The following is a 25362-nucleotide window of genomic DNA, read 5'->3' as shown; positions in this document are numbered from 1 at the left end:
TGAACATTCGTACGCTGGAAGAGTTGAACCATCTGATTCATTATAATTAATAGACTTGTCTGGTTATAGTGAGCGTTGTCATCACTTCTGTCATATTACAAAATGGATGTTTTTTACATAATACGAGTCTCATATGACGTAAGCCCAATATAAAAACAGGCGAATCATGGTTGAATACACCACAATTCGCCTGTTTTCTTCTGCCTATGGGATTTAATTGTTATCAATAAAAGAAATTAATTGCACGAGATTACCTGCGACTTGGTAAGTTAACCCCAGCATGTAAGTTCCCTTCTCCTCGTTCGAAAGGTCTATGGTGAACACATCCGGATTAGCAGCCCATTCATTCATATCAAACATGATTTCTTTAGATGTTCCAGTGTTTCTGATCCCTGCTGAATTAGGGATCACTTTACTGCCATCGAGCCCTTTCACCGGATTGGTCAATTCAATCACAGGTCCCTTTAATCCTCCCACCTCTACCACTTGAGGGTCAGCCAATAAGCTCGTTAGTTTAGTTAACCCTTGTAGTGGGGAGAAATCAGTGATTTCATTTCCAGTAATATCAAGTGTCTCTAGGTTCTTAGCATACTGTAGACCTTCCAAGGATCTAGCTCTTCCGGTCTCGCTCGTTAACGTTGTAAGGTTATACATATCCCCTAGCGTTAGTTCTCCAGTTACGCCTAACGTAGTCTTGATCGAAGCACTTAAATATTTGTCCGCAATGGTAATGACTTGCGTAAGGTCTATTTCGGTCAGACCTTCTGTTGCTTGTTGTAACGCTGCCGAGGCTGCATCTATTTCACTTTGTGTGACAGAAGGATTAGTCAAAGCCGCTTCTGCACTCGAAAGGCTTGCCGTAAATGCCGCAATACTCTCAGCCGTGAAGCCTTCTAGAGAAATTGCTTTTGCCGCTGCAATGGCTTGCTCCAGATCTCCAGTGAATAGGTGATCTCCATTCGCAAAATGTAGTTTGGTTCCTCCCCATGTAGCATGGTCAGATCCGTTGCCATTTCCGCCGTCTGTAACGACTAATTTCAGCTCTTTAGCTCCGTTAATATCCAATTCGATGAACTTCTGCGGATCTCTGGAGCCCATAACCCCACTATCGAATTTCTTCTCTCCATCAACAAACACTTCAAAGCTCACCGAACCGACCGTACCATACATTTGTCGATCTACACCCACATAGGAAGTGAAGTAGTCCGCGTTCTTATCGCTTAGATCGTATACAATCGTCGAGTTAGAGTGTGCTCCAATCCCTCTCTCGTAGGACACTACTTGATTGCTCTTATCTGTTAATCTCAGCGTATTGGCACTAATAGATTTATCCTTCAAAGGTGCCGTATAGCTGTTCTGAGTAGAATTCCAGTCGTAATCCGTTAGATACGTAAAGTCTGTCATATCGACCACGGCAATGGTTCTAGTCTTTGTCGTCGTATTCCCATCACTATCGGTTACAGTGTACGTGATCGGATACTTTCCAGCTCTGTTAAATTTAACTTGATCTTCACCCGTAACCCTTACTTGTCCCGTCAAGTCACCATCTTCTGAATCTGTTGCCGAATAGTCTGCACCTACTGCTATCGCTTGGCCCACTTTGGTAGATACTGATTTAGCTATGGTAAGCTCCGGGGTACTGTTCAGAATTATAAACTTCGCATCAGCGAAATCACCGTGATCTGATGCATTTCCGTTGCCTGCATTGTCTAATACCAATTTCAATTCACTTACACCCTTCACAGGGATTCGAGCTAGTTTGGCTTCCGTGCCAAATTTCATCAGTCCGCTGTTATACACTTCTACCCCATCGGCGAAAATTTTGAAGATCACACTAGAGTTGTTTTGCTCCGGGATATTTCTATCAACCCCTACAAACGTTTCAAAATATTCATAGTTTGCGCCCGCTAGATTATATATAATCTCAGAGTTAGCATGCGTTCCTAAGCCCTTAGCGAACTCTTTGGTTACGCCATTTACAAGTAGTTTAATCGGATTGTTAGAACTTGCCTTATCCTTACGAACAACATTATAATCCGTTCTTGCCGACTGCCAAGCTGTATCACTCAAGTATTTACTAGCGCTATACACAACGATTGTTCTGGTCTGCACAGCTGTATTCCCATCCCGGTCTGTAACTGACAGTTCGACGTTGTAAGTGCCCGTTTTGCTTGAAGTAAAACCATTCGGACTTACCTCAACGGCACCAATCAAGTTACCATCTTCCTTATCAACGGCTGTAACATCAGTCAAAACATCAAATTCACTGTTCAGCTTAATAAACGTTGTCTCTTCAGGCACTGTGATAGTAGGCTTGCTTGAAGTATTCGTAAACTTCGCATCCGCCCATACCGTATGATCTGAAGCATTGCTGTCTGTAGCATCTGTGGTAACCAGCTTCACTTCGCGCGCGCCTGTCACAGGTATTTTCACAAATTCATGCTCTGTCCCTGCCCGGAAAACATCGCTCCCGAATTTCTTCTCTCCATCTACATACACTTCAAAGGTTGCAGAGGATGGCTTTCCTTTCATCGCTTGATCGATCCCGATGTAGCTTTCAAAGAAGTCATAACCTTTACCCTCAATATCATAAACAACTTCAGAGTTCGCATGTACACCGATTCCCTTGGTATAGGTCGCAGCTAACCCTTGTCGAACAAGGGTGATGATTCCACCAGAAACGGCTTTGTCTTTCTTTAATTCACCCCAACCAACAACGACTGACTTGGCATTAAGATCCGAAAGATAAGTATAGTCACTCGTTACCGTAACCAGTGTAGTTTTGGTTTCTGTAACCCCTTCGTTCTTCACTTCATATACCACTTCGTAGTCGCCTTTTTGCGTTACATTAACGGTATTTGCTTTCAGGGTGACATTAGCAGTAATATCGTTTCCTTGATAGTTAGTCGCTTTTACATAGCTCATCGGATCAAAAGCTTGATTAAGCTTTAACGTGATTTGATCTTCAACAGATAACGCTGGCTTGAAGGCTTTAACCTGTACCGGCTTCAGTGGGCTCAGCTTCTTATCATAACCAATGATCTTGTACGTATAATTGATGCTGCTATCTACATTCGTGTCCACGAACTGGTCAGTCCCAGTAAACCCTACTAACTTATCGTCTCTATACACCTCATAACCTAAGAAATCTTTCTTAAGATCCTTATCCATACTGAAGCTTAAGGTGTTCGATTTAGCAGTAGTGTTAGGCGTGATATTAACCTTTATCGCAACATTCTTATCTGCTATTCCTGTTCCCTCATAATGAACCACTGAGTTGTTTAAATACCAGAGCTTTTTCGGTGCTGGGTATTTAGCTAACTTCTCTTTCGTTTCAGGATTCACAGTGAAGCCATGTCTGGCAAAATAGCTACTTAAGTCTAACCCCAGCACTTCAGAGGAGAACTCCACCAAATACTGCTGCTTGGAATTGTCGCCGTTCGGAAGGGAGACCTTCCGCTCGCGGTACAGCTTGGTCAGTTCTGTCCAGTAACCCGGATGCGCCAATTCTAACTGCCAATAGGCACCGAGCTGTGCAAATAAGCCCTGCTGATTCATAACCACTTTATTTTCTTCGATTACATATTTATAAATATCACTTTCAAAAGGAATACGATTATCCATCGAGTCCGCATAGACTGACATCAGCATAGACACCATATTATTGGTTACTTCACCATATTCTCGTTCACCCATCGCCAAGCGATGCCCTATTTCATGATTCAATCCCCAGCCTGGATAGACTTTGTTAAAATCACCTAACATCGTCCCTACGGTCCCAATTTGTATCCCGGTATGATCTCCCGCTGCATACATCGCACCATAAGGCTGCATCAATCGGATGTTCTCACGAATTAGCTTCGCATCATGAATCACACTACTGCCATCCAAGCCATAGAAGTCAAAGATCGTCTTCATCCAAGTATCATAGCCGGTGACGGTACCCAGCGGATCATTTCCTTGCGTAATAAACTTGTTATAAGCTTCTGTCGCAGTTCCTGTGAAAATAACATGATCGCTGACCATTTCCACCACATCGATGAGCTCGCGATCTTGAACATTCGGATGCGCTGCCTTATCTTCATCTAATTTTTGTTTATAGGTGGTTAAGAAGGCTTTAAATTGTTCAGGATCTGTAGTCTTGGTCATCATAGGGATCTTGGTAAGCCCCTCGAACCGGATCATAGGTGCTTTACCTTGTTCCTCTGCTGTATATGGATTGACGATATACACTGTACCGCCTTTAGTCACTTCATGTGCATAATAACTATTCGTAGCAAATTCAGGAACGGTTATAATATTCTTACCTGGACGCAATTGCACACCTCTAGCCCAAACATTCCAAGCCGCCTCTTGTTGAGAAAAGACTAAAGAAGGTAGTTTATCGCTCGAAGCTGCGTCCACATAAACGTTGATTGTATCTCCAGGCATTGCAACGAGACCTGTAGGCTGGTTGTTCGTACCGAAACCAATTCTCAGGTTTTCCTGCGCATGCTTTTTCATATCTCCACGTTGTTCCGCCTCAATGATGGTGCCTTCGGTTTGAACTTCACCATTCACTAGCTTCTTAGCTAAATCCAAAGAATCTTTCAGGATTGGATAGAGCGGATGTACTTTTGCCGCTTCTTCTAATTCGTTGATTGATTCGACGCTATTATAAGCAGGAACAACCGCACTCATCGTGCCATCTGTGAAAATACCATTTACAGCTTCGCTTACTTTATCCTCTGTATAAAATCTAAATTCAGCCGCAAAAGGTCTGTTGATATTGGCCTTTGTGAACTTGAATTTCAATCTTTTAAACTTCGTAGGTTCGAATTTAAACTCCAGAAAGTCATTCGTACTAGTCGCGGTTCCGCTAGATACGAGCTGGAAGGTCTCTCCCTTACTTGTTTCTGATGCATAAATTTCAAAAGCCTCTGGGAAGCCTTTGCGGTTATCTCTAGCCAGGAAAGCCACTCTATCTAGTATTTTCGCTTGCGCTAACTCAAACACAACTTCATTCGTGAAGCTGTCATCATTGTTTTTGTTCGTTTCCCAGTGTGTATTCGGCTGGTCATCGAGCATGTATTCCGGTTTCGTACCTGGATAGCTCCCACCGTTCACCGTTACTTTTGATACATTAGAGTTGGGCATTCTATAAGCTTCGCTATAGGCATTTTCGTATGCTGTACCATAGCCTTTTAGCTTCGAAACCTTAGCCGCTGTTGCCTCTATTTGATGATTCTCCAGAAGTACTTTTGCATTCTCTATATCTGCTTGAAACTGCGCGTACAGTGGATGTGTCTGTACTTCTTGTTCTAAAGCCGTTAATTTCTCCACCGTATTAAATGCTGTGCTAACTTGACTCAAGGTATCATCTGTAAATAAATTTTTCATTTTAGCGGATACGGTATCTTCTTTGTAAAAAGAAAACTCAGCTGCACTCGCCCAATCTTGGTTAGCTTTTTTGAAGACAAATTTAAGTCTCTTGAAGGCTGTGGGTGCAAACTGGATCTCTACTACGTCACCTGCTCCGCCTTTATATTCTCCAGAGGATACTAGCGTATAATCGCCTGCATCCGTAGTTGAGCCATAAATATCAAATTCCTGAGCAAACCCCTTCCCCTTTGCACTGGATTGTCTTGCAGCGTATACGATTCTATTTAATTCAGTGGACTCATTGAAAACAAAGACAACCTCATTCGTAAACGTTGAACTGTTCGGTTTGCCCGTTTCCCAATGCGTACTCATATCGCCATCCATAGCCTTAGCTATAGGTGAACCTGAGTAGTTGCCACCGTTATTGGTAATGGATTTAATATTCGCAGGATTCATTCTAAAAACATCATTATAAGCGCTTAGGATAGCCTTGCCGTACAGATCAAACGGAATAACTGACGCATTGCTGAATAGGTCAGCCTTGCTTTGTACTACAGTGTTCACTACACTTACCTTGCTTACATCACTTGCTAAAACATAACCTGCCTCACTCGAAAAACTAGCTAACATGGCTGCCGATGTAGCGATCGCAATCATTTTTTTCATCTTTTCTACCCCCCAGATGTAATATGAATCTCTTCCGTGTCTAAAAATAGGCACAAAAAAAACTACCCCAAAAGAGTAGCTTGATTGCGTATAAAGTCGCATAAAAACTAAGACTTAATTTTTATTAAACTTTAACAAAAAGCGTAATACACTCTTTGGCAGCTGGCTGACAATAGTTATGATAACCTTAGTCCCTATAGCTTTGCGTCCCTACATTTCCATAGGTTTGCCTATGAAGTTTCGAATACATTACAAAGAGTAACATAACGCTACATCTGATCGCATGATTAATTGGTATGAAATCCGAATAGGTAATTGCAATTACTTTTTCTATCGTGATAGATATTCTTTATCGACTATCCCGGAAGAGAGAGGAACCTTTAGGACTGGAGGTCTACTTAACTCCCCGCACCAAACAAACGCCGGAACCAATTCCACACATCGCCCGTGATGGGAATTAACCCGAAGCCATGCTCGCCAACTGCGATTAGACCATATGCCCATTGGCCAATAGCTACTGCTCCCCCAGCAATCCGTCCTATGGCTACCGCCCCAAATGCCGTATCACCTATGGCGACAGCTCCCAACGCTTTTTCGGCTATCGCGATCGCGCCTACAGCCACTCCTGCAATGGCAATCGCTCCAGCTGCGAAGCCAAGCCAGCTAATTGCTATCGCTCCAAGGGCTAACCACATTCCTAGTGATATTGCACCCACGGATAGAACCCCTACGCTTATCGCACCTATGGAAATCAAGCCTACAGCTACATCTCCAATAGCAATTAATCCAACAGCTGTCTTCACTTGTGGCTTGCTTCCGTGACCATACCCCTGACCTGAGTATCGACCCAAATTGCTGCGAATACTTACCACCGGAAATGATGGAGACGGCCATTGATAATCAATTTCTCGTCCACCTAACCCTCTAGAATCCGCCCAGTGTGTGATGTACTTATGCCATTTCATATCCATCCCGTCCCCCTTCTCAATTACCTTAATTATACAACCCCGGGGGTTGGCTGTACTCAGACTCTGACCTGAAATTCATCTCATCCTCTAGACGGAGTTATACTCATTAGGATCACTGTTTGGGAATCGGATCAGGCTTTCCAAATAAATATCCCTGAAACAACTGATCACCACTCTGCTTAAGCCATTCAAAGTCCTCTCTAAACTCCACACCTTCTGCTAAAGGAACGGATTGGATTTCTAAAGCTTTTTCTAAAAATTGTTTAGCTATTTCCTGTTTGTTCAGATCGCTGGACACACCCTGAACATATTTCATATCCAGCTTCATGTAATGGGGTTTAAGCTCCAATAACATCTCGATCGTGCTGAAGCCCTCGCCAACATCATCTAAAGCGTATTCAAATCCCCGATCCTTGTAATATGTCAAAATAGCTTTCAAATGAGCGAGATCATCCACTTTCTCCGTCTCAACAACTTCAAAGACAAAAAGAGAGGGATCGACGCCTAATTGATTGGCCAGTTCAACGGTTGATCTTAAGCAGAACTCTGGCGCGTAGATCGACGTTGGGATAAAATTAATAAACGTTTTTTTATTTAAGGGTGCAGCATATTTTACAGCAGTCATTCTACATAACCGGTCTAAAGCATATAAACGCCCACGATTCCGTGCCGCCGCAAAAACCTCATTAGGATAGATAAGGGACCCATCTTCTTTTTTAAATCTGGATAGGAGCTCGTATGCAAAAATCTCTTCCCGTACGTTCACAATCGGTTGGAAGTGACAAGTAACTAAGCCCTTAGTTATAACCTCATCAATCCACTCCATATCAAGCACAGTGGGTAATTCGGATAGAGGTCTCCATGTTTGGTCATCTATACGGAATTCAAACTGCTCCGACTCCATATGGTCATTACAGAAATCTAGAAAATCCCGCACCCCAGCCTCCTTAATCGTAATCACATTTTCTTCTACCTTATGTATCGTATTACTTCTACTCAAGTGATGAATAACCTCCGGTAAAATCCTTAGATTAAGCTCACCATGAGCCTTGATTTCAAAATTCAGCTCTCTTACTACACAATGATTACATGCCACATTCATAACCCCTTTAATAATCAATTCTCTGAAAAAGATCCCGGAACTGCTCTTCTCAATCGAAATCCGTATACTCTAGTAAATACGTCGGGTCTAACACGGTGATCTGCTGATGTTGAATATCAATAATCTTTTGCTCTTGCAGATCTTTAAGCACAAGGGTAGCCGTCTCCCTGAGCGTTCCGATCATATCCGCGAACTGCTGATGGGTCAGTCGAAGATCAATCCTCTGTTTGCCTTGCTCCTCTACTCCGAATCTTTGGTGTAGTCTTCTTAGTGTAAATATCGCACGCGCTCTCGCATCATGAAATTTCATTTCATGTAATAACCGATTCGATAAAAATAAACGGTCCATTTGCAGCAGCATCAATTGTTCCTTAATCAATGGATAATCGGCAAGCATCTGCTCAAAAGGCTCACGATTAATCTCAAATAATACTGTATCGTTCATAGCCACCGCGGATAACACTCTTACATTAGAGGGATGAATCACTTCCAGATCACCAAAGAAATCCCCTTTTCCAAAAAGATCTACGGTATGCTCTTTCCCCTTCGTAGTAGCGTACACCCTAATAATTCCCGAATAGATAACATAGGCGTGATCTCCCGGATCTGATTCTGCAAACACCAGAGTACCTTTGGAATAGGCCCTATAAGTGAACAGTCTTGAGACCGCCTCGATCTCCTTCGAGGGTAAACCCTGAAAGAAGCGAATGCCAGTCCAAAAAGAAGCTTCCATCTCATTATTCCTTTCTAAAACACACCATAGTTTTGTATGCCAACATACAGATAATAAATCATCATCCTGTTATATTCTATCGTAACGATGCCAAAACCAATAACAAAGGAGAACCTTCCATGAGATATAATTTTGACGGAAAAGGACTTACAGAAACGCCAGAGATCGTGTTTGAGAGCAATCCTCTACTAGAACTGAGCATGTACAACAACCATATTAAAGAGATTCCCGATCAACTCTTCCTTCATGATGAATTAGAGGTACTAAATTATGCAGGTAATGACATCGAGCGGTTATCCGAGAATATCGGTCGTTTAGTTCACTTAAGAATGTTGGATTTAGGCCATAATCGACTAAAGGTGTTGCCGGAAAGCATAGGAGGACTACGGGGGTTGGATTCTTTTCTATACCTAAGTAATAATCAGTTCGAACAGCTGCCGGAGCAGCTTTGTAATCTCCAGAAACTCAAGTATCTGAACGTAACAGATAATCATCTCAAGCAATTACCTACCCGTATAGGCGAAATGAGCAGTCTAATTGAATTGCGGCTGTATTATAATCAGCTAGAACGTCTACCTGATTCGATCACACAAATTAAAGGGTTAAGAGAGATTCATCTTTACGGTAATCAACTGGTCGTATTGCCAGAGCATTTGGGTGCTTTAGAAGAACTGCGGATACTCGATATGAGTGATAATCGAATCACTGAACTGCCCTCATCCATCGGTAAACTAAGCAAGTTAAGAAGACTTAACCTTCGAAAAAATAAACTGAATAAGCTGCCTGAGGAGATAGGTCAATTGAGCAGCCTTGTTGAGCTTGATTTAAGAGATAATAACCTGCAAGAAATCCCGAATTCCCTTTTACAGCTTGAACGATTAGAGAAACTGGATCTAAGATGGAATCACAACTTAAAAAAAATAGACATTTTAGAGGAATTAGAGCAAAGAGGATGTATCGTTTATAAATAACAAAAAAGCCCCCTGTTAAAGAAGCTTTTCATTCAAATCTATGCTATGCGTGACGCGGTTTCTCCCCTGTTCTTTAGAGGCATAGAGCGCTTGATCAGCTTTTTGCAGAAGGGTGGTTTCTGAATCAGCTGGAATAAATGTAGCTATACCAATACTCACCGTAATCCGGCCCATTTCCCAAGTTGAATACGCGATAGATTGCCGTAAATTCTCAGCTATAGTCTTTGACTCCGAGATGTCTGTATTAGGTAAAAGAAGTATGAATTCCTCACCGCCATATCTAACCGCCATATCCTCTTTACGAGATTGCAGTTTCAAGATACTCGCAATTTTCTCCAGCACATAGTCACCTGTCTGATGCCCATAGGTGTCGTTCACTTTTTTAAAATGATCAATATCTATAATACACAGCGAAAATGCTGCTTGAACTTGGCCATACCCTGCAATCTGCTCTTCCAGCTTCTCTTGAAGAAACCTTCTATTCTTCAGCCCAGTCAGCTTATCTGTATTAGATAATTCTACTAAAACGGCATTCATCTCCAGCAATTCAGCTTGCTTTTGCTCGATTTCCAGGTGAATTTGTTTGAGCTTTGCCAGCGCCTGATCTTTTTCCCAATAAGCCTCTTCTATTTGCTTCTTCGCAGATCGTAACTCTAGCTCATAATCAATACGTTTGCCCATCTGTACTAAAATACAATCAATGACCTCTACACCTTCACACTCAAGGCGTCTGCCATTTAACAAGTAAGGGACGGCTTGTCCCTTGCTGTCCTTCAAATTGATAAATAGCTCTTCTACATGTCCATTTAGATTAATAAAAGGATAGAAGTATGAATGAAAAATAAGCTTGTTTGCCGTAGACATGATAGATTCAAAATGCTTATGCACCAAATCAACCTGCTTATACCCCATACGGTCCAAGAACGTCTGATTTACATCCTTGATTATTCCTTCATGGGTAATAGAAACATAGCCACAAGGCGCATATCTTAATCGGTCATCCATGATCTAAATATCCTTTCAACACAGCATAATCTCATCTAGCTTACGTAAGATATTCATTAATTAAAGTGATGGTCTCCTCAGGATGGCTTATATGCGGGTAATGCCCTTTAGCCTCCATTAACCGGAAGGTGCTATTATTCAAGTGTTTATGTAGATATTCTCCAGCCGCTATAGGTACGATACTGTCATCCGAGCATTGTAGAATAAGTGTAGGGATTGTAGCCTTAGGTAGATCTCCCCTATGATCTGAAAAGAACGTAACTTCTGCAAATTCCCTTGCAATAACAGGATCTGCCGAGATAAAGCTGCGCTCCAGCTCTTTCGTTAACATTGGGTCAGGGTTGTTCATAGCAAGAGGTGCCATAAAGCTAGCCCAGCCAGCAAAATTCATCTCCATCATCTCCAGAAGCTCGGTAATATCGCTCTTCTCGAAGCCTCCGAAATAAGTATCCCCCTCATTTAAATAACATGAAGAAGGACCAATCATAATCATTTTATCAAAATAATCCGGCCGCTCAATCGAAGCAAGCATCCCGATCATAGAACTAATCGAATGACCTATAAAAATAATATCTTTGAGTTCCAACGTTTCGATGACATCCAATACATCCTGTACATAGCCGTGGAGCGTATGATATTTATCTGTTGTATATGCACTTAAATCTGAGTTACCTGAACCTACATAATCAAATAGAACGATTCGATATTTCTTCTCAAAAGAAGGCGTGATAAACTGCCACATGCTCTGGTCACACCCAAATCCATGTGCAAAAAGGATGGTTCTTTCTCCTTCTCCAATCACTTTTACATGATTCCGCGCCTTAACATCGTTCATTTCATATAACTCCCTCTATAGTTAGCATTCTCTCTATTTTGAAGGGTTAACCTGGAAATATCAAGAGCATAAAAAACTCCGCTAGAGTAATCTCTAGCGGAGTTTTTTATGATATCTAATTTTAGAATGCTGAAGTCCATCCCGCATCGGCAGCGAGGACTGCTCCGTTTACAAAGCTGGAATCATCTGAAGCCAGGAATAACGCAACTTGTGCGATTTCTTCAGGTGAACCTACACGAGGAATTACAGCCTGTGTTAGTTGAGTGCGGCTCATGCCGAACTCATTAATATTTTTCATAGAAGCACTAATGTTAGTGGCAGTAGCTCCTGGTGCGATGGCATTACAACGAATGCCTTTGTTGGCATACATAAAAGCTGTATTTTTCGTCAAGCCTACTACTGCATGTTTGGAGGCAGTATAAGTTGCTCCAGCATGAGCACCACTTACGCCACCGGTAGAAGCGGTATTCACAATAACGCCCTTTCCTTTTTCGAGGAAAATAGGTAGCGCTTTACGTGTGGACCGCATTACACTTTTGGTATTGATGTCAAAGATAAGATCCCATCTCTCATCATTAATATCACCAACTGGCTCAAAGCCGTCCATAATACCCGCATTATTCACTAGTATATCTAGGGTTCCATATTCATTTACTGCGGTATCAATCATGTTATTGATATCTTCGACTAGAGCAACATTTACTTTCAACGCCTTAGCTACTCCACCATTACTAACGATTCCTGCTGCGACTTGTTCCGCACCTTCGAGGTTAAGATCGGCTACTATTACTTTAGCACCTTCTTTAGCGTACAACTCTGCGATAGATTTCCCCATACCCGAGGCTGCTCCGGTAACAACTGCAACTCTGTCTTGAAGTTTCATGTTGGAAGTCTCCTTTACGTTTATCTATAATGTAAGTATTAATACAAGCAAAAACGCCTTCGGCGTCCTTAATGGGACGGTAAGCGTATATGCGAGAAATATAAGGATAAAGTATAGCGTGAAACTTATACTTCCTTATATTTTATAAAATCTCTAAATCACTTAAAATTTATTCTACTCAAGTTTAATCTTCTGCAATTTAACTATCAATATACAGATGAGACATCAAATGTTCATAAATATATATAACTTGGAATTGTGTTGAAATAGGAATAGAAAATAGACAGTTAGGTGGTCTTCTGTTGCTTAAAAATCGAAGAACGAGTAAATCGAAGAAAGAACTAAAAAATGCATTGATATTACTCATGGAAAAAAAGAATTTCCGCACCATTACGATAACCGATATTGTGACCCTAGCCGATTTAAACCGTGGAACCTTCTATAAGCATTATCAAACCAAAGAAGAACTTCTGAATGAGCTGATTGATGATGTGCTGGAGGATTTAATTAAGGCTTATAAAGATCCCTATCTCCATACCGATAAATTCATAGTGAGTGAGCTTACTACCTCTAGCATCAAAATTTTTGAACATGTCGTTTCCTACTCTAATTTTTATACTATCATTGTAAATTCCAATGTTCTGCCTGGGTTTCAAAATAAGATTTGTGACATCTTAAAGGAGCTAACCAAGCAGGACTTAGTCGCGGTTAATAATACTAATAACAATATAAATATCGAATTATTTTCTAGCTATACGGCCTATGCTCTATTTGGATTAATCATGGAATGGGTAAAGGGAGGGTTCAAATATACTGCGAACCATATGGCAGAGCAGCTGATTCAAATTCTGTCTTTTAATTCACACAATGTAGTTATCAACACTTCTAATAAACCGATTGAGTTGGGTTCCACCCCAGTGAATAGAAACTAGATTACTTCTAACAACCTCCAGAACGGTCAGTCTCATTTATGCTGAAGATAGATACAGCGTTGAACCTCATAGAGGAAAAATTTACGCCAAAAGCACGGTGGGCGAATCCACCACCTTTTACGTTCATCTTTCGTAACTAAAAGTAAAAAAAGACTCAATCCCTGTTATCACTAGGATTTGAGTCTTTTTAATATGCTGATTTCATTTACTATACTTCGCCCCAATAGACCTCGGTCTCATATTCAAAAAACACTTTATCATCCTGTTTATTTCGTTCAAATAGGTTCCTCAGCTCCGTCATCATATTCTCGTAACGTGGATCTCCGGGGGCCGGAATGTAGGAAGATGATCTCGCCCGTCCGCTTAATCCCTCGAAATCAAACACCTGCTGATTGCTAAAGTGCGCTACTTGCATCTGCCCTGCCTTAAAAAAGGAGCTGAGGATTTCAGGGGTAATATTCTTATGATTAACTTGAGTGTAGTCGGTGCCGAAGGTTTGCACGAGCTGCTCATATTCCTCCAGAAATGGGGTACCGTAAGTACGCCGAGAATTCCATATCAGAACTGCCTTTCCACCCGGTTTAAGAATCCGCTTGAATTCCAATTGCGCTGCATCCCTATCAAACCAGTGAAACGCCTGGGCACACACGATAAAGTCTACAGACTGGTCTGGCAATTCTGTCTTCTCGGCAGAGCCAGGCAATGCGCGGAAATGGTTATCCTTTGCGAACTTCTCCTCCGCAGCTGTACGCATTTCCGGATTTGGTTCAACGGCAGTCACGCGACACCCGCGCTCCAGAAGCAGTGCTGAGAATATTCCTGTTCCTGCGCCAATATCCGCAATATCACAATTCGATTTTAGCCCAATCGTATTGTATAAATAATCAATGGCTTCTTTAGGATAACTCGGGCGATATTTCACATACGAATCTACCCGATTTGAGAACCGTTCTTTGTTATTCATCCAAATACTCTCCCTTAGCTTTTAGGTTCGTACTCACTTAATTTGCCTTGATAGATCAGCTTCAGCCGATCGCTTTGCCGAAAATCATCCGGCGTTACGAGCGCAGGCAGCTTGTTCCATAGCTTAATGCCGGACCTCTCCAGAATTTCCGCTACAAATTGTGAGCAGAAATAAGAGTTGCTGAATTCAACAGGTTCCTTCAGAGCGATACCAATCACGCCGAGAATATTATAGAGATACTTTTGCCGGCTTCGGATAAAGACTTTGAGTACCCGCTCCATTTTCTCCACTTCACGGGCTGTAACTTGAAGTTCATATAGAACACACGTCGTATTTGGATATTTGCTGAATGTGCCTGTCTTAATATCTTCCTTCACGAATCCTCCGTTTAGAGGGTTGCTCGGGTGCTTTCTGCCAAAGCTATATAACTCGGAAAGCTCCCGATTAAAGGAGATCGAGGCATGATTATAAGGAGCTCTCGTGTAGCCTTGAATAAGCTTCGTAAAGAGCGTTCCGGTATTCGTAAGCAAGATAAAGACCGATGGATCATCTGCCATTTACAATTTTCCCCTTATCAAGATTGAACGTTTCCTTCATAATAACATATGAACCCATTAATGGAATCTACTCTACGACAAGTTGGTGATTAGCTATCGACCGCTCTCTATTAACAGTAATCCTGATTTTTGCGGCCTTATCGGCCATTCACTTGATGTATGTAGTTATAGGCAAATTACAGCCCAGTAAAGACTATACAGGGATCGGCTTCCGCATCAAAACCTGGTGGGGAATGCTTTTTATCTTTTGTTTGGCTACTCTCTTTAATCCAGTCGTCTCACTATTGGCACTCATGGTTCTGACCTTCTTCGCACTTAAAGAATATTTCTCCATGATAAAGTCACGAAAATCCGACCGCAGATTATTTCTGTGGGCGTACTTATCCATTCCTCTACAGTTCTACTGGATTTATATCGAGTGGTACGGGATGTTTATTGTGTTTATTCCAGTCTATGTATTCTTACTCCTACCGCTACCTAGGCTCATTAATAAAGGGACAGTTGGCTTCCTGCGTAGTGTTAGTTCAACCCAGTGGGGATTAATGCTGATGGTTTTCGGACTTAGTCACTTAGCTTATTTTCAATTTGCTACACCGGAGTATGGAGCGGGGCTTGTATTATTCCTAGTAGTGCTAACACAGCTGAATGATGTGGTCCACTATCTCGCATCCCTTTATATGGGAAAGCGCAAAGTGGTCCCAACCGCCAACCCGTATTTGACCTGGGAAGGTTTTGCCTGTGCGTTTGTCGTAACAACCGGGGTCTCCTATTTGATCTATCCCTACCTGACGCCGCTCAACCCGATCTTCGGTTTCCTGTCAGGCATGCTAATCAGTTTGAGCGGCTTCTTGGGTAGCTTAACGGTTTCCGTGCTGAAGCGAGATTTGCTCATCGGTGATGGCGATAAATTCGTAGCTTTAAAAGAAAGCTATTTAAGCCGTGTGGATAGCTTGGCCTACACCTCGCCGGTCTTTTTCCATGTCATCCGTTATTTCTTCGATTTCATGTAAATTAGTTTTTTACAACCATTTTGGTCGCTTGGCCGATAGGTTCTCCACTGCCTTGCTCCTTAGAATTAATCGTTGCGATAAGATCAATCACTCAGACGTTCCATAAATGATCTTGGAGCGTCTTTGTCATGTCCTCTTGCTGGCTGGCAAACTGCTTAAATCTATGTCCGTTCGCTCCAGAAGGATGAGGAAATCCCCATAAACAGCGGTGATCATCGAGCTTACCCTCAGATACCATAAGCTGAAGCATTTCCTCCACCGTTTTTCCTAAGGGAATAATTAAAGCTTGGCTCAGGATGCCCAGCTCCTGCTCTAACGACAATAGCGCACATTCACTAAGGAACGGATCTGAACGTAGCTTAGGATATGCCCCATTATAATTTTTCTTCTCTACGAATACAGGAAAACGCAATAAAGAGGTGGTATGCAGGTTTGTTTGCTGCTTCTGAAACAATTGGTCACAAGAGGTAAGGTTCAAGTACTGATGAAGCCCAAGTGTATCTAGCATGTGAATTAACGTACTCCTCATGGAGCCTGCGAATCTCGCCGCTTCTTTTGCTTTTCTGCATACCTCTTCATCTGAAAGCCCGGCTTTCAACCCAATGACTGCTTCTTGTATGGCTATTCTCATTTGTGTAAAACCGGGTGTTAGTCCGATAATAATCACCTTTGCAGATGGATTAATGTATTCATTGTGCGGTGCATAGTACATTTCAAGCTTCCCGCTTCGCTTCATTAGAAGCTTATCCACCTGCAGATCATCTTTCGATAGCACGGTCCCCTTCGGAAGAGAGAGCATCGCTGCTTTATACTGTTGTAAATGGTTAGAGATGAGCATGTCATCCACCTCTCATGTCCCTATAATGATCCACTCACGAGACGCCCTTCGAACCATACCGCTTGACGGTCCGCTCTTCTTGCTACTGCTTCGGCCGAGCAGCTGGCATGCAGCAGCACAAAGCTTGCAGTGTCTCCTAATTTTGGCCATACCTGTTCACCTTTTAGATTAAGAGGCGTTATTCCTCCTGTTATGAATCTAAGGGATTGCGATAATGACCGTTCATCACTACACCCATATAACTCTGCGTACCGTCCCGCCTTCTCCAATTGATCTCCATTTCCAAAAGGAGACCAGTGATCCGTAAGGCTGTCTGTTGCCAGTTTCACTTGTACACCTTGGCTGTGCAGCATCGGTAGTGGCATCATCATTCTTCCAATAGGTACTGTGGATGCAATACCCATACCAAGTGATGCCAGCCGTGCAGCCATTTCCTCTGCTTCCTGCTGCGATGCACCTGCGAACCAGAATGCGTGACTAACGGTCACCTTGCCCTGTAAGCCAGCTTCTTCTGTGAGATCAGCCAAACGCGACAGCGTCTGCTTTCCTGCTTCTTTTCCATCATGTAAGTGAAGATCAATGCCAGCATTATTCATTACCGCTAGCTCGACCATGGTCTGGAGTGACTTCTCGATATCTCCATCCACTGAGTATGGATCGACACCACCTACATAGGTTGCCCCCTCTGCCAGGGATTGCTTTACTAATTCAACAGAATTAGAGCGAAGCAGACCATGCTGCGGAAAGGCTACAATTTCAGATGAAATTTTGCCGGAGAAGGTATCCAATGCTTGCAGGGTTGCCTCTAAACGCTTCAGACCGCTGACAGGCTCAATATTACAATGACTACGCACATGTGTGGCACCGAAACGCTGTATAAGCGTCAAGATGCTCTCCGCTTGTTGTCTCGCCATAGGCAGCAGCTTAGGCAATAATACCTTCTCTTCCTCAATGCGATCAAAGACACCGGCAGCAGGCTTTACCGCTTTCCATGGTCCAGCGAAATATGTTTTATCTAAATGGATATGTGCCTCCTCAAAGGAAGGAAGCATCAATAACCCCTTGCAGTCATATTTAGGTAGATGACTCCGAAGCTCTACGTCCGCTCCAACCACTTCTGAAATGTTATCCCCGTCAATTCGGATATGACAAACCTTCGTATCTGTACCAACCACTTGTCCATCCTCAATAACATAACCCTGCTCTAATCTTATATTGGTTAACCAGTAAGAAGCATTCAACATGCTACCCCATCCTTTTCTCAACGATTTAATATAGGTGCGAACCACTTTATCCTAAATGGTACCATAGCCCTTCCTATATAAAAAATGTTTGAAAGGTTTTTAGCATAAGACTATATCGTAAATATCCCAACTTCTAACTTTAAAAATACAGATAACTCGCTGAGTTCTCTAAGTTTGGTCGTCATCTCATCGATAGTCGCAAGTTGCTCCTCCGTGGAAGCCGCTACTTCCTGTGAGGACGATGCCGACTGATCAATGAGTTGCGAAGATTGCACTAGAGCCTTCAATGATTGATGTGACATTGTAGACAACTCACCAAATATGCCTTGAATTCGCAGCGTGCTTTGGGTTGTTAGATCAACCTTCTGAACGATTTCCTCCAGAGATTGTTGCCCTTGTAATACTAAATCATTCTGTTGATTGACCACTTGTTGACTCGATTCCATCGTTTTAACCGCTGCATTCGTATCCGCTTGAATTGCGCCAACAAGCTCGGCAATCTGCTCGGCTGCTCTTTCGGAACCTTCAGCAAGCTTACGGATCTCTCCTGCAACTACTGCAAAACCTTTCCCTTGCTCTCCAGCGCGGGCCGCTTCAATGGCTGCATTTAGCGCGAGTAGATTCGTCTGACTAGCCAATTCGGAAATCACGTTAATGATCTCACCGATTTGGCTGGATCGGCTGTTCAGCTGTGCAATGGTTTCTGTTGAGCGCTCAATGGAACTAACCATAGTTTCCAAGTGATCTACAGATGCCCGGTTTGCACGCTGGCCAGTTTGCACCGCTTTTATTAAATGATTGGAATCGCTAACTGTCTTTACCGTTTCCTGCATAATTTCCTCAGAGATTTCCCCTGTCCGTTCCATCATCGTGAGTACTTGCCGCACATGTTCTGCTTGCTCCGTCGACCTCACAGCCATATCCGTAATAATCGTGGTAATTTGCTTGGATGTCTCATTTGTCTGCTCTGCTGAAACTTGAAGTATTTCTGCATTTTCATTCAGATGATTGGCCTGTGAAGTAACATTCCCGACGATGGCCCGAATGTTATCCAGAAACTGATTCATGGAATACGCCAACATCCCAATCTCATCATTACGCTTCATGTCCAGCTTCTTAGTCAGATCGCCTCCGTGTTCAACAAGTTCCATTACATGCTCATTGATTCTTCGCAGCGGTCGTACAATAAGTCGGGTTAAGATAATGAAGAGTAAGACAATAAAAATAATCAAAGCGATAACAAAACCGCCAATAATTAAATATTGGTTGTTCATCATTGGCTCCAAGATCTGTTCTACAGGCGTCACCAGCACTAGCTTGTAATCTGTATCGCCGATCCTTGTAAAAGCATAAACATTCTTCGAGTCTTCCGTACCACTAGTTCCCGCAGATTGTGCTATGACCTGACCAACCTTTTGCAACTGTATGTCCGGTTCATCAAATATAGCTTTACCTATATCTTGCTTAGGGTTCTGGCTTGCTACATATCGACCAGCTTTATCTATGACAAAATAATAACCTGCATCCTCCTCACTCATTTCAGCCAAGCTCTTCTGAAAATCATTCGACAATCGACTATTCAGTTTAGTAGAAGTAAGCTCCACCTTATAGTTAAGCTTTTGTTCAACTTCATGACTGAGAATTTCATTAAACTTAGAAAATGTGTACATACATAGACCTGCAAAAATCAACACCATGTATACTACAGAAACGGTCATAACGATGGTTCGAACGGTTTTCTTCTTCAATGTCTGAATTCCCTTCCAATCTAGTGACATCATGTCATCCATAGCTACAGATTAATCTGACCGTGATGTTTGACGCTGGACCTAGCTTCTCCAATGCGACTAGCTTCCTTGTTCAGTAGCTCATCCACTCGCTGGCTCTTCAGCCCCCTTCTAGAAATCTCCTTTAAGACCTCTTCCAGTCCGGTGATCATGTTCAGCGGTGCTTCTCGATCTGCCCCCGGTGTATCACCATTGTCGTGCAGAACGATGATAGAACCGGGTTTTATCTTTTTCAATAAGTCATGCTTTATTTGGGCTGCGCTAACAGACGCCTTCCAGTCTCCCACCATTACAGACCACAACACTACCCGATAAGAACGTCTAAGAAAGACAAGATCGCCTAAATTAAGGAGCCCCCATGGTGGTCGATACAAGATAGGCCGCTCTCCTGTAATCCGCTCGACAATATCAGCTGTTCGATCTACTTGCTTCCGTCTATTCGTCCATGGAGAGTAAATCCAGTTAGGCGTATGTGTATAATTATGAATGCCGATCTGATGTCCTTCACGGTGCATTCGCTGGATTAAATCCGGGAATTGCTCAGCCTTTTTGCCTAATACGAAAAAAGTTGCTTTAACGTCATGTTCATGCAGCAAGTCCAATAATTCAGGGGTATAGCATGGATCTGGCCCGTCATCGAAAGTAAAGGCAACTTCCTTCGCGGCATTTCCTCTGGATACAACTCCCCATCCCAATATTCGAGTAATCACAAACGGAACAATCATATAAAGAATAATCGCATCTATAGCTAAAATAAGGAGCGTCCACATTAGGAAACCGCCTCTTTCCTTCGAGGAGCAAACCGCGCTTTCAAAGACTGCTTACTAAGCACGAGCATCTTAGGAGACAACTTCTCCGTGCTGTCCTCAACGCGATGTTTCCCCTCCGGATGCAGCATCCGAAGTAAGAACCGAAGATAGATTCCGAACCATCGCCGCTGCCATTTGGACTTGATAGGATGCTGCTCAAACCCTATTCCATGAATGATCCCCCGGTGAAGTAGCGTAATCCCCGTTAGCGCCTGCACTTTGCTTAGTTCTGGATTGCTATCTAGTTCACGACTAATCTCCTTCATGGCCTCGCGAAGCATACGTGCAATTCGAATTCCGGCCCGATCAGCGCCCAGGGTACGCGTAAGCTGCACTACCTGACGATTATCCAGATGAAGCTCCCCCACCCAATCTCCGGGAAGAATCTGATGTCCATCTTGGCAGACTATACTTTCACCGTGATACTTTAACACGACCAATTTACATATCCCATATCTCCACACAGACTGGCTGCGGAATTTGGTGACAATAGCAAATAGGTTCTCCCACATCATCCAAAGAGATTGCGAGAATACTTTTATAAATGAAACTGAGGCTACCATTAATCTTCCTTCTTTCGTGTAAAAGTTTATCTTCTAGCAAAATCTTTCACTAAACGCCGCGTATACCTGCCGATCATCTTAACTAAACTGTTGCCAAGATAAGCACCTATCCAAAGAGATACCGCGCCTAACAGCATGAACAGAAGTGAGGTGTTGAGTGTTTTATTTTCAATCCCGAATAACGATATAGAAGAGATATCGATGAAATACAAGATAGGGGACAACAAGAGAATAATAGGGGACAAATAAAAAAGAGTTGCACATATGAGACTGAGCATTCCAACTCCAAGTTGCAGCATCAACCCTATAATTGCTCTCCAGTTATGCTCATCGAACAACTCCACTTTAACCTTTTCCCATATGTTTCCTTCTTCTTGAGATCGAGTTGGAAGCGTCCGAACGGAGATATCCGTATAGACTTTCGTTCGAATTCGCTCATGTTGTAAAAAGGTTTCGGTAGAACGCAAAACATAATAAAGGATCGGAATCCCTACTATGGTGAAGGACATCGCGACCCCAAAAGTGATGCCTACCAAATAAAAGCAAAAGTAAAATAGCCCTGTGGCAAAAGTAATTAATAAGAAACAGAAATTCCTCACATGCTTCCGGATCATTTGACTCATATTCTCCTCTTCCTCTCTGCACTAAAAATTTGTTCATCTTTGTAAATCCTATGTTAGAGCTCCTGATGTAAAATCGACCAGTGCCATAATGTCATATGACAGTTATTTCATACAAAAAAGCACCTTTCGCCTACTCCCACAAGGGAAAGTAGACAACAAGATGCTCGCTCTACAATTTCAGATCATTCGGTTTTAGTTATTCCAAAGTGCCAAAGGCTTTCTCAACAGCCTCTTCGCGATTCCGTACACCCAGCTTAGCATAGATGGTAGAAGCGTAATTTCTCACCGTTCCATCAGACAAATACAATTTAGCTGCAATGGATTTATAACGCATGCCCTTTGACAGGCATTCTAGAATTTCCAGCTCGCGCGGGGTCAGCCCATACTCATTACTCTGCTCAGTCTGCGCTTCAGAAGTTGGATGCATCTCATAATGATCAATTAATACATTCGTAATAGCTGGTGTTATCATCTTCACACCCCGTTGTACGAGACGTATCCCTTCGAATAGCTCCTGCGGTTCAGTAGACTTTAACAAGTAGCCATCTGCCCCGTTTTGCAGTGCTTCGACTGCCAAATCCGGTTCTTGAAAAGTAGTCAGGATCAGCACTCGTACCCCTGGCCACTTTTGCTTAATAAGCTTCGTTGCTTCCGCACCGTCCATGTCTGGCATATTTAAGTCCATTAGCACCACATGAGGTTGATCCTGTTCGCAGAAGCTTACTGCTTGCTCACCATTCTCTGCTAAACCTATGATCTCAAAATCGGGTTCCTGCTCTAAAATAATTCGCAGACTATCCCGGATATAAGGTTGATCATCTACCAGTAGTAAGCGAACCGTTTCCTCCTGTATCTCTTCAAGCCTCGGCAAACTACAGGTCACTAAGGTCCCTTCTCCTGGCTTTGAATAAACATACACTTGCCCTTGCAGGTTAGAAGCTCGTTCCTTCATCGCGTTCAGACCAAATCCTGCTGTTAAATCCTCTGCGCCTAATCCATTATCCTGCACATCCAGCCGGATCAACTTCTCTTCGTAATGTAGACTAATGACAATTTCACTGGCTTGACCATGACGTACAGCGTTGGTTATTGACTCTTGGAGACATCTGTATAATGTCATTTGGACCTGCTTGGATACTGTATAGGCCTCTCCGAACGTTCGTAGGCGAACCTTAACCTTCGAGAAGGTCTGAAAATCATCCACTAATTTCTGCAGGGACTGCATAAGCGTCAACGAATCCTGCGAAGAGCCCACATGGTGCAAATATCGACGAACGTCATCTAGGCCATTGCGAGTTAGTTTTAACAAGGCATCTATCTTTTGCGCCCCGTCCGAAGTGTTCACCTCCGTACGTAAAGTCTCTAACCCCATAAGAATGGATGTATAAGAATGCCCCACCGTATCATGCAGATCTTTGGACAACCGATCTCGTTCTTCCAGAAGTGTCATACGCTCGACTTGTGAGATATACTGCTCCAAGACCGCATTCTGATCCTTAATGATTCCGCTCTGCTTGTGATTGACCATTAGTAAATGAAAGGCGAAGCCAAGTGTATACACCAAACCAATGTTCAAGATCATCGATACAGCATCCACTTGCTGCGACAACCTAGACAACAGAATTGGAATCAAAATAACCGTAATCGGTGCTGACCAACGATAAGACTTCTGTGCACTATTGCTGGCAATCATAAAAGCAGTAGGTAAAAAAGTTACATAGGATTCCGGAAATAGCGCAGCCAAATATAAGCATAGACCACCCGAAATAAGGATCTCTGCAATCAGATAATATTTATAATGCAGCTGCAAACAAAACCAAGGTACTGAAAAAGCGATCAGACCCCAAACAAACGCGATCCAGAAAGGAATCGTAAAATCGTCCGAAAGATAACACATGGTGATCAATAAAGAAGTAGAAAAACAAATCCGAATCAGGAGGACGAGCCAATCGTACCAGAACCACTGTTTGACCAGATTAAACAAGACATTTCCCCCTATAAATTCTGCTGACTAGACCCTTATTATAGTGTAACCCCCTGAGGCCTTACTAGTTACAAAAGGTCATGAGATGGGATGACATTTATGCTAGGGGTGTAATTACAGAATAGAAAAAAAGATACCATCCCTTTAGGGGCAGCATCCCTTGATCAATCCTAATCGATTTCTGGAATTAAAACTTAATTCGTGAAAATCCATTGTCTGTCATTACATACCCCACGCCATTGCCTACATAGTTGAAATTAAAATCATCCTTCAGCTTAAAAGTATAATCTACTGCGAGCGTTTTAGGATTTAAAACATATGTGGCGGAACCTGGGAAGCCAAGCTCAATATTACCATCCTGTAATCGGTCCAACGATATAAAAAATTCTGTCACATCTTTAAGAGCTACCGACTTAACCAATCCTTTGACATTATATAGAGACAGCTTGCCATTGGCATAAACCCCATAAACATCACCAAGTGAGGATACGACAGCATCACCTGCGATATCTCTCCCCCACAGTAGATTACCTTTAGAGCTAAATCCGAACAATCGATTTCCTGTTTTTGGTATATTGGCACGGACTAATACTGTTCCATCAGAAAGTACGTGATTGTAAGACACTTCAGTGTACGAATCGGCTGGCATTTGATATGTAAACACTGAATTTAAGGAAGAATCGAGTGCCTGGATGCGTGAGCCTTTCCCACCACCGTAATTCGTTTGAATTAAGACACGATTTCCTTGCGCCAATACCGTTCCTTTATAAGAAATATTTTTTACTTTGGTACCACTTTTATTAATTAAAGTTAGTGACCCGGTATAATTCCCATTGTTATCAAAGTTACCTTGGGATGCAAAGACTAAACTCCCGTTATCAAGTCTATATAAGTATCCCTCTGTCTGAGACAAATTCACTTTCCATTTCCGTTTTCCGTCTGGTCCCACCGCATAGATCTGAGTTGCGTCAGGTGAAAGATTATCTGTAAAGGTTATGTATACCGTTCCATCCGGCGCCACTAAATAATCTTTCGATTCACGAAACATCGCTGTGCCAGGGTCTGCAAAATTAACTGACCACTTTAGCTTCCCTGTCTGTGTATCATAAGATTTCAGCGTATCAACCAACCATACCTTAGTTTGGGTAGCATGCTCTTCCTTAGTGTGGAGATACACTGTATTTAATGATGGAAGTTCCACGGGACCCCCTTCTATGCTTTCTAATGCTCCCACAGCATTCAGCTGACTCCATTGGGGGCTAGGTAATTTCGTTACTGTTCCAGCGGCCTCTACAACATTAAAAGATAGCATACTGGCGGTAATCAGCAAGAGCGCAAGAAGACCTGTAAATATTCCTTTTTTCAAAAAATATCAACCTTTCTTTCCATAAATAGTATGTATCATGTTACTTTACTACCTTTTTTAAGGGACAACAAGATTATATTAATCATCTTTTTAAATGAAAGCCCTCATTGTATGATAGTACATATTATTTAGCCAGATATTACAGATAAAGGAGTTGGGAT

General features: G+C 42.5%; 20 protein-coding genes and 1 riboswitch. Of the genes, 3 read left to right on the top strand and 17 right to left on the bottom strand.

Annotation, left to right across the window (positions count from 1 at the left end; translation table 11 throughout):
• Positions 1–213: 213 nt before the first annotated feature.
• From MKX35_RS04170 to MKX35_RS04155, 4 genes are all read right to left on the bottom strand, one after another.
• Entirely contained in the window at positions 214–6027 is a 5814-nt protein-coding gene (locus MKX35_RS04170) for an NPCBM/NEW2 domain-containing protein (RefSeq protein ID WP_076298032.1), read from the bottom strand.
• Between the two features lie 154 nt (positions 6028–6181).
• Positions 6182–6268: riboswitch (cyclic di-GMP riboswitch) on the bottom strand.
• A gap of 157 nt (positions 6269–6425) precedes the next feature.
• Complete coding sequence (locus MKX35_RS04165; RefSeq protein WP_231573362.1) at positions 6426–6998, bottom strand: hypothetical protein; 573 nt, start codon at positions 6996–6998, stop codon at positions 6426–6428.
• A 109-nt stretch (positions 6999–7107) separates the two neighbouring features.
• Positions 7108–7995 carry an EAL domain-containing protein gene (locus tag MKX35_RS04160; protein ID WP_341043829.1) on the bottom strand — a complete coding sequence of 296 codons (888 nt, stop codon included), beginning with the start codon at positions 7993–7995 and terminating at the stop codon, positions 7108–7110.
• Between the two features lie 151 nt (positions 7996–8146).
• Positions 8147–8830 carry a Crp/Fnr family transcriptional regulator gene (locus MKX35_RS04155; protein ID WP_076298034.1) on the bottom strand — a complete coding sequence of 228 codons (684 nt, stop codon included), beginning with the start codon at positions 8828–8830 and terminating at the stop codon, positions 8147–8149.
• Between the two features lie 119 nt (positions 8831–8949).
• Between MKX35_RS04155 and MKX35_RS04150 the strand changes: the two genes are divergently transcribed.
• Positions 8950–9801 carry a leucine-rich repeat domain-containing protein gene (locus MKX35_RS04150; protein ID WP_076284968.1) on the top strand — a complete coding sequence of 284 codons (852 nt, stop codon included), beginning with the start codon at positions 8950–8952 and terminating at the stop codon, positions 9799–9801.
• Between the two features lie 15 nt (positions 9802–9816).
• Here the strand turns inward: MKX35_RS04150 and MKX35_RS04145 are convergent, their stop codons facing one another.
• The 3 genes from MKX35_RS04145 to MKX35_RS04135 form a co-directional block, all read right to left on the bottom strand.
• A complete protein-coding gene (locus MKX35_RS04145) occupies positions 9817–10806 on the bottom strand; it encodes a sensor domain-containing diguanylate cyclase (protein WP_076284969.1) in 990 nt (329 codons plus the stop codon).
• A gap of 40 nt (positions 10807–10846) precedes the next feature.
• On the bottom strand, positions 10847–11641 hold the full coding sequence (locus MKX35_RS04140) for an alpha/beta fold hydrolase (protein WP_076298035.1): 795 nt from the start codon (positions 11639–11641) through the stop codon (positions 10847–10849).
• A gap of 121 nt (positions 11642–11762) precedes the next feature.
• Positions 11763–12524: an SDR family oxidoreductase gene (locus MKX35_RS04135; RefSeq protein WP_042131593.1), complete on the bottom strand. Its 762-nt coding sequence runs from the start codon at positions 12522–12524 to the stop codon at positions 11763–11765.
• Positions 12525–12889: 365 nt separating this feature from the next.
• Here MKX35_RS04135 and MKX35_RS04130 point away from each other — a divergent pair, with 365 nt between their 5' ends.
• Positions 12890–13456: a TetR/AcrR family transcriptional regulator gene (locus MKX35_RS04130; RefSeq protein WP_076298133.1), complete on the top strand. Its 567-nt coding sequence runs from the start codon at positions 12890–12892 to the stop codon at positions 13454–13456.
• Positions 13457–13664: 208 nt separating this feature from the next.
• On the opposite strand, the gene MKX35_RS04125 is transcribed toward MKX35_RS04130, so the two are convergent.
• Entirely contained in the window at positions 13665–14420 is a 756-nt protein-coding gene (locus MKX35_RS04125; RefSeq protein ID WP_076298036.1) for a class I SAM-dependent methyltransferase, read from the bottom strand.
• Positions 14421–14434: 14 nt separating this feature from the next.
• On the bottom strand, positions 14435–14977 hold the full coding sequence (locus MKX35_RS04120; RefSeq protein ID WP_042192886.1) for a hypothetical protein: 543 nt from the start codon (positions 14975–14977) through the stop codon (positions 14435–14437).
• A 95-nt stretch (positions 14978–15072) separates the two neighbouring features.
• Between MKX35_RS04120 and MKX35_RS04115 the strand changes: the two genes are divergently transcribed.
• The gene (locus MKX35_RS04115) at positions 15073–15987 is read left to right on the top strand and encodes a phosphatidate cytidylyltransferase (protein ID WP_076298037.1); all 915 of its coding nucleotides are present in this window, start codon (positions 15073–15075) and stop codon (positions 15985–15987) included.
• Between the two features lie 91 nt (positions 15988–16078).
• Here MKX35_RS04115 and MKX35_RS04110 read toward each other — a convergent pair whose 3' ends face one another.
• The 8 genes from MKX35_RS04110 to MKX35_RS04075 all read right to left on the bottom strand — a co-directional run bounded on the left by MKX35_RS04110 (position 16079) and on the right by MKX35_RS04075 (position 25201).
• On the bottom strand, positions 16079–16825 hold the full coding sequence (locus tag MKX35_RS04110; RefSeq protein ID WP_076298038.1) for a uracil-DNA glycosylase family protein: 747 nt from the start codon (positions 16823–16825) through the stop codon (positions 16079–16081).
• A gap of 20 nt (positions 16826–16845) precedes the next feature.
• Entirely contained in the window at positions 16846–18069 is a 1224-nt protein-coding gene (locus MKX35_RS04105) for an amidohydrolase (protein ID WP_076298039.1), read from the bottom strand.
• Between the two features lie 110 nt (positions 18070–18179).
• Positions 18180–19859: a methyl-accepting chemotaxis protein gene (locus tag MKX35_RS04100; RefSeq protein WP_081382679.1), complete on the bottom strand. Its 1680-nt coding sequence runs from the start codon at positions 19857–19859 to the stop codon at positions 18180–18182.
• Positions 19860–19861: 2 nt separating this feature from the next.
• Positions 19862–20626 carry a polysaccharide deacetylase family protein gene (locus tag MKX35_RS04095; protein ID WP_076298041.1) on the bottom strand — a complete coding sequence of 255 codons (765 nt, stop codon included), beginning with the start codon at positions 20624–20626 and terminating at the stop codon, positions 19862–19864.
• Positions 20626–21228 carry a YkoP family protein gene (locus tag MKX35_RS04090; protein ID WP_076298042.1) on the bottom strand — a complete coding sequence of 201 codons (603 nt, stop codon included), beginning with the start codon at positions 21226–21228 and terminating at the stop codon, positions 20626–20628. The genes MKX35_RS04095 and MKX35_RS04090 overlap by 1 nt, the downstream gene beginning before the upstream one ends.
• A 26-nt stretch (positions 21229–21254) precedes the next feature.
• Positions 21255–21851 carry a sensor domain-containing protein gene (locus MKX35_RS04085; RefSeq protein WP_076298043.1) on the bottom strand — a complete coding sequence of 199 codons (597 nt, stop codon included), beginning with the start codon at positions 21849–21851 and terminating at the stop codon, positions 21255–21257.
• Positions 21852–22047: 196 nt separating this feature from the next.
• Positions 22048–23835: a helix-turn-helix transcriptional regulator gene (locus MKX35_RS04080; protein WP_076298044.1), complete on the bottom strand. Its 1788-nt coding sequence runs from the start codon at positions 23833–23835 to the stop codon at positions 22048–22050.
• Between the two features lie 187 nt (positions 23836–24022).
• A complete protein-coding gene (locus MKX35_RS04075; RefSeq protein WP_076284980.1) occupies positions 24023–25201 on the bottom strand; it encodes a hypothetical protein in 1179 nt (392 codons plus the stop codon).
• Between the last annotated feature and the right edge of the window lie 161 nt (positions 25202–25362).

Source organism: Paenibacillus sp. FSL R5-0923 (assembly GCF_038009145.1).
Lineage (GTDB): Bacteria > Bacillota > Bacilli > Paenibacillales > Paenibacillaceae > Paenibacillus_AQ.
The sequence above is the reverse complement of the archived record's forward strand: the minus strand, read 5'-3'. Positions and strand labels throughout refer to the sequence as shown.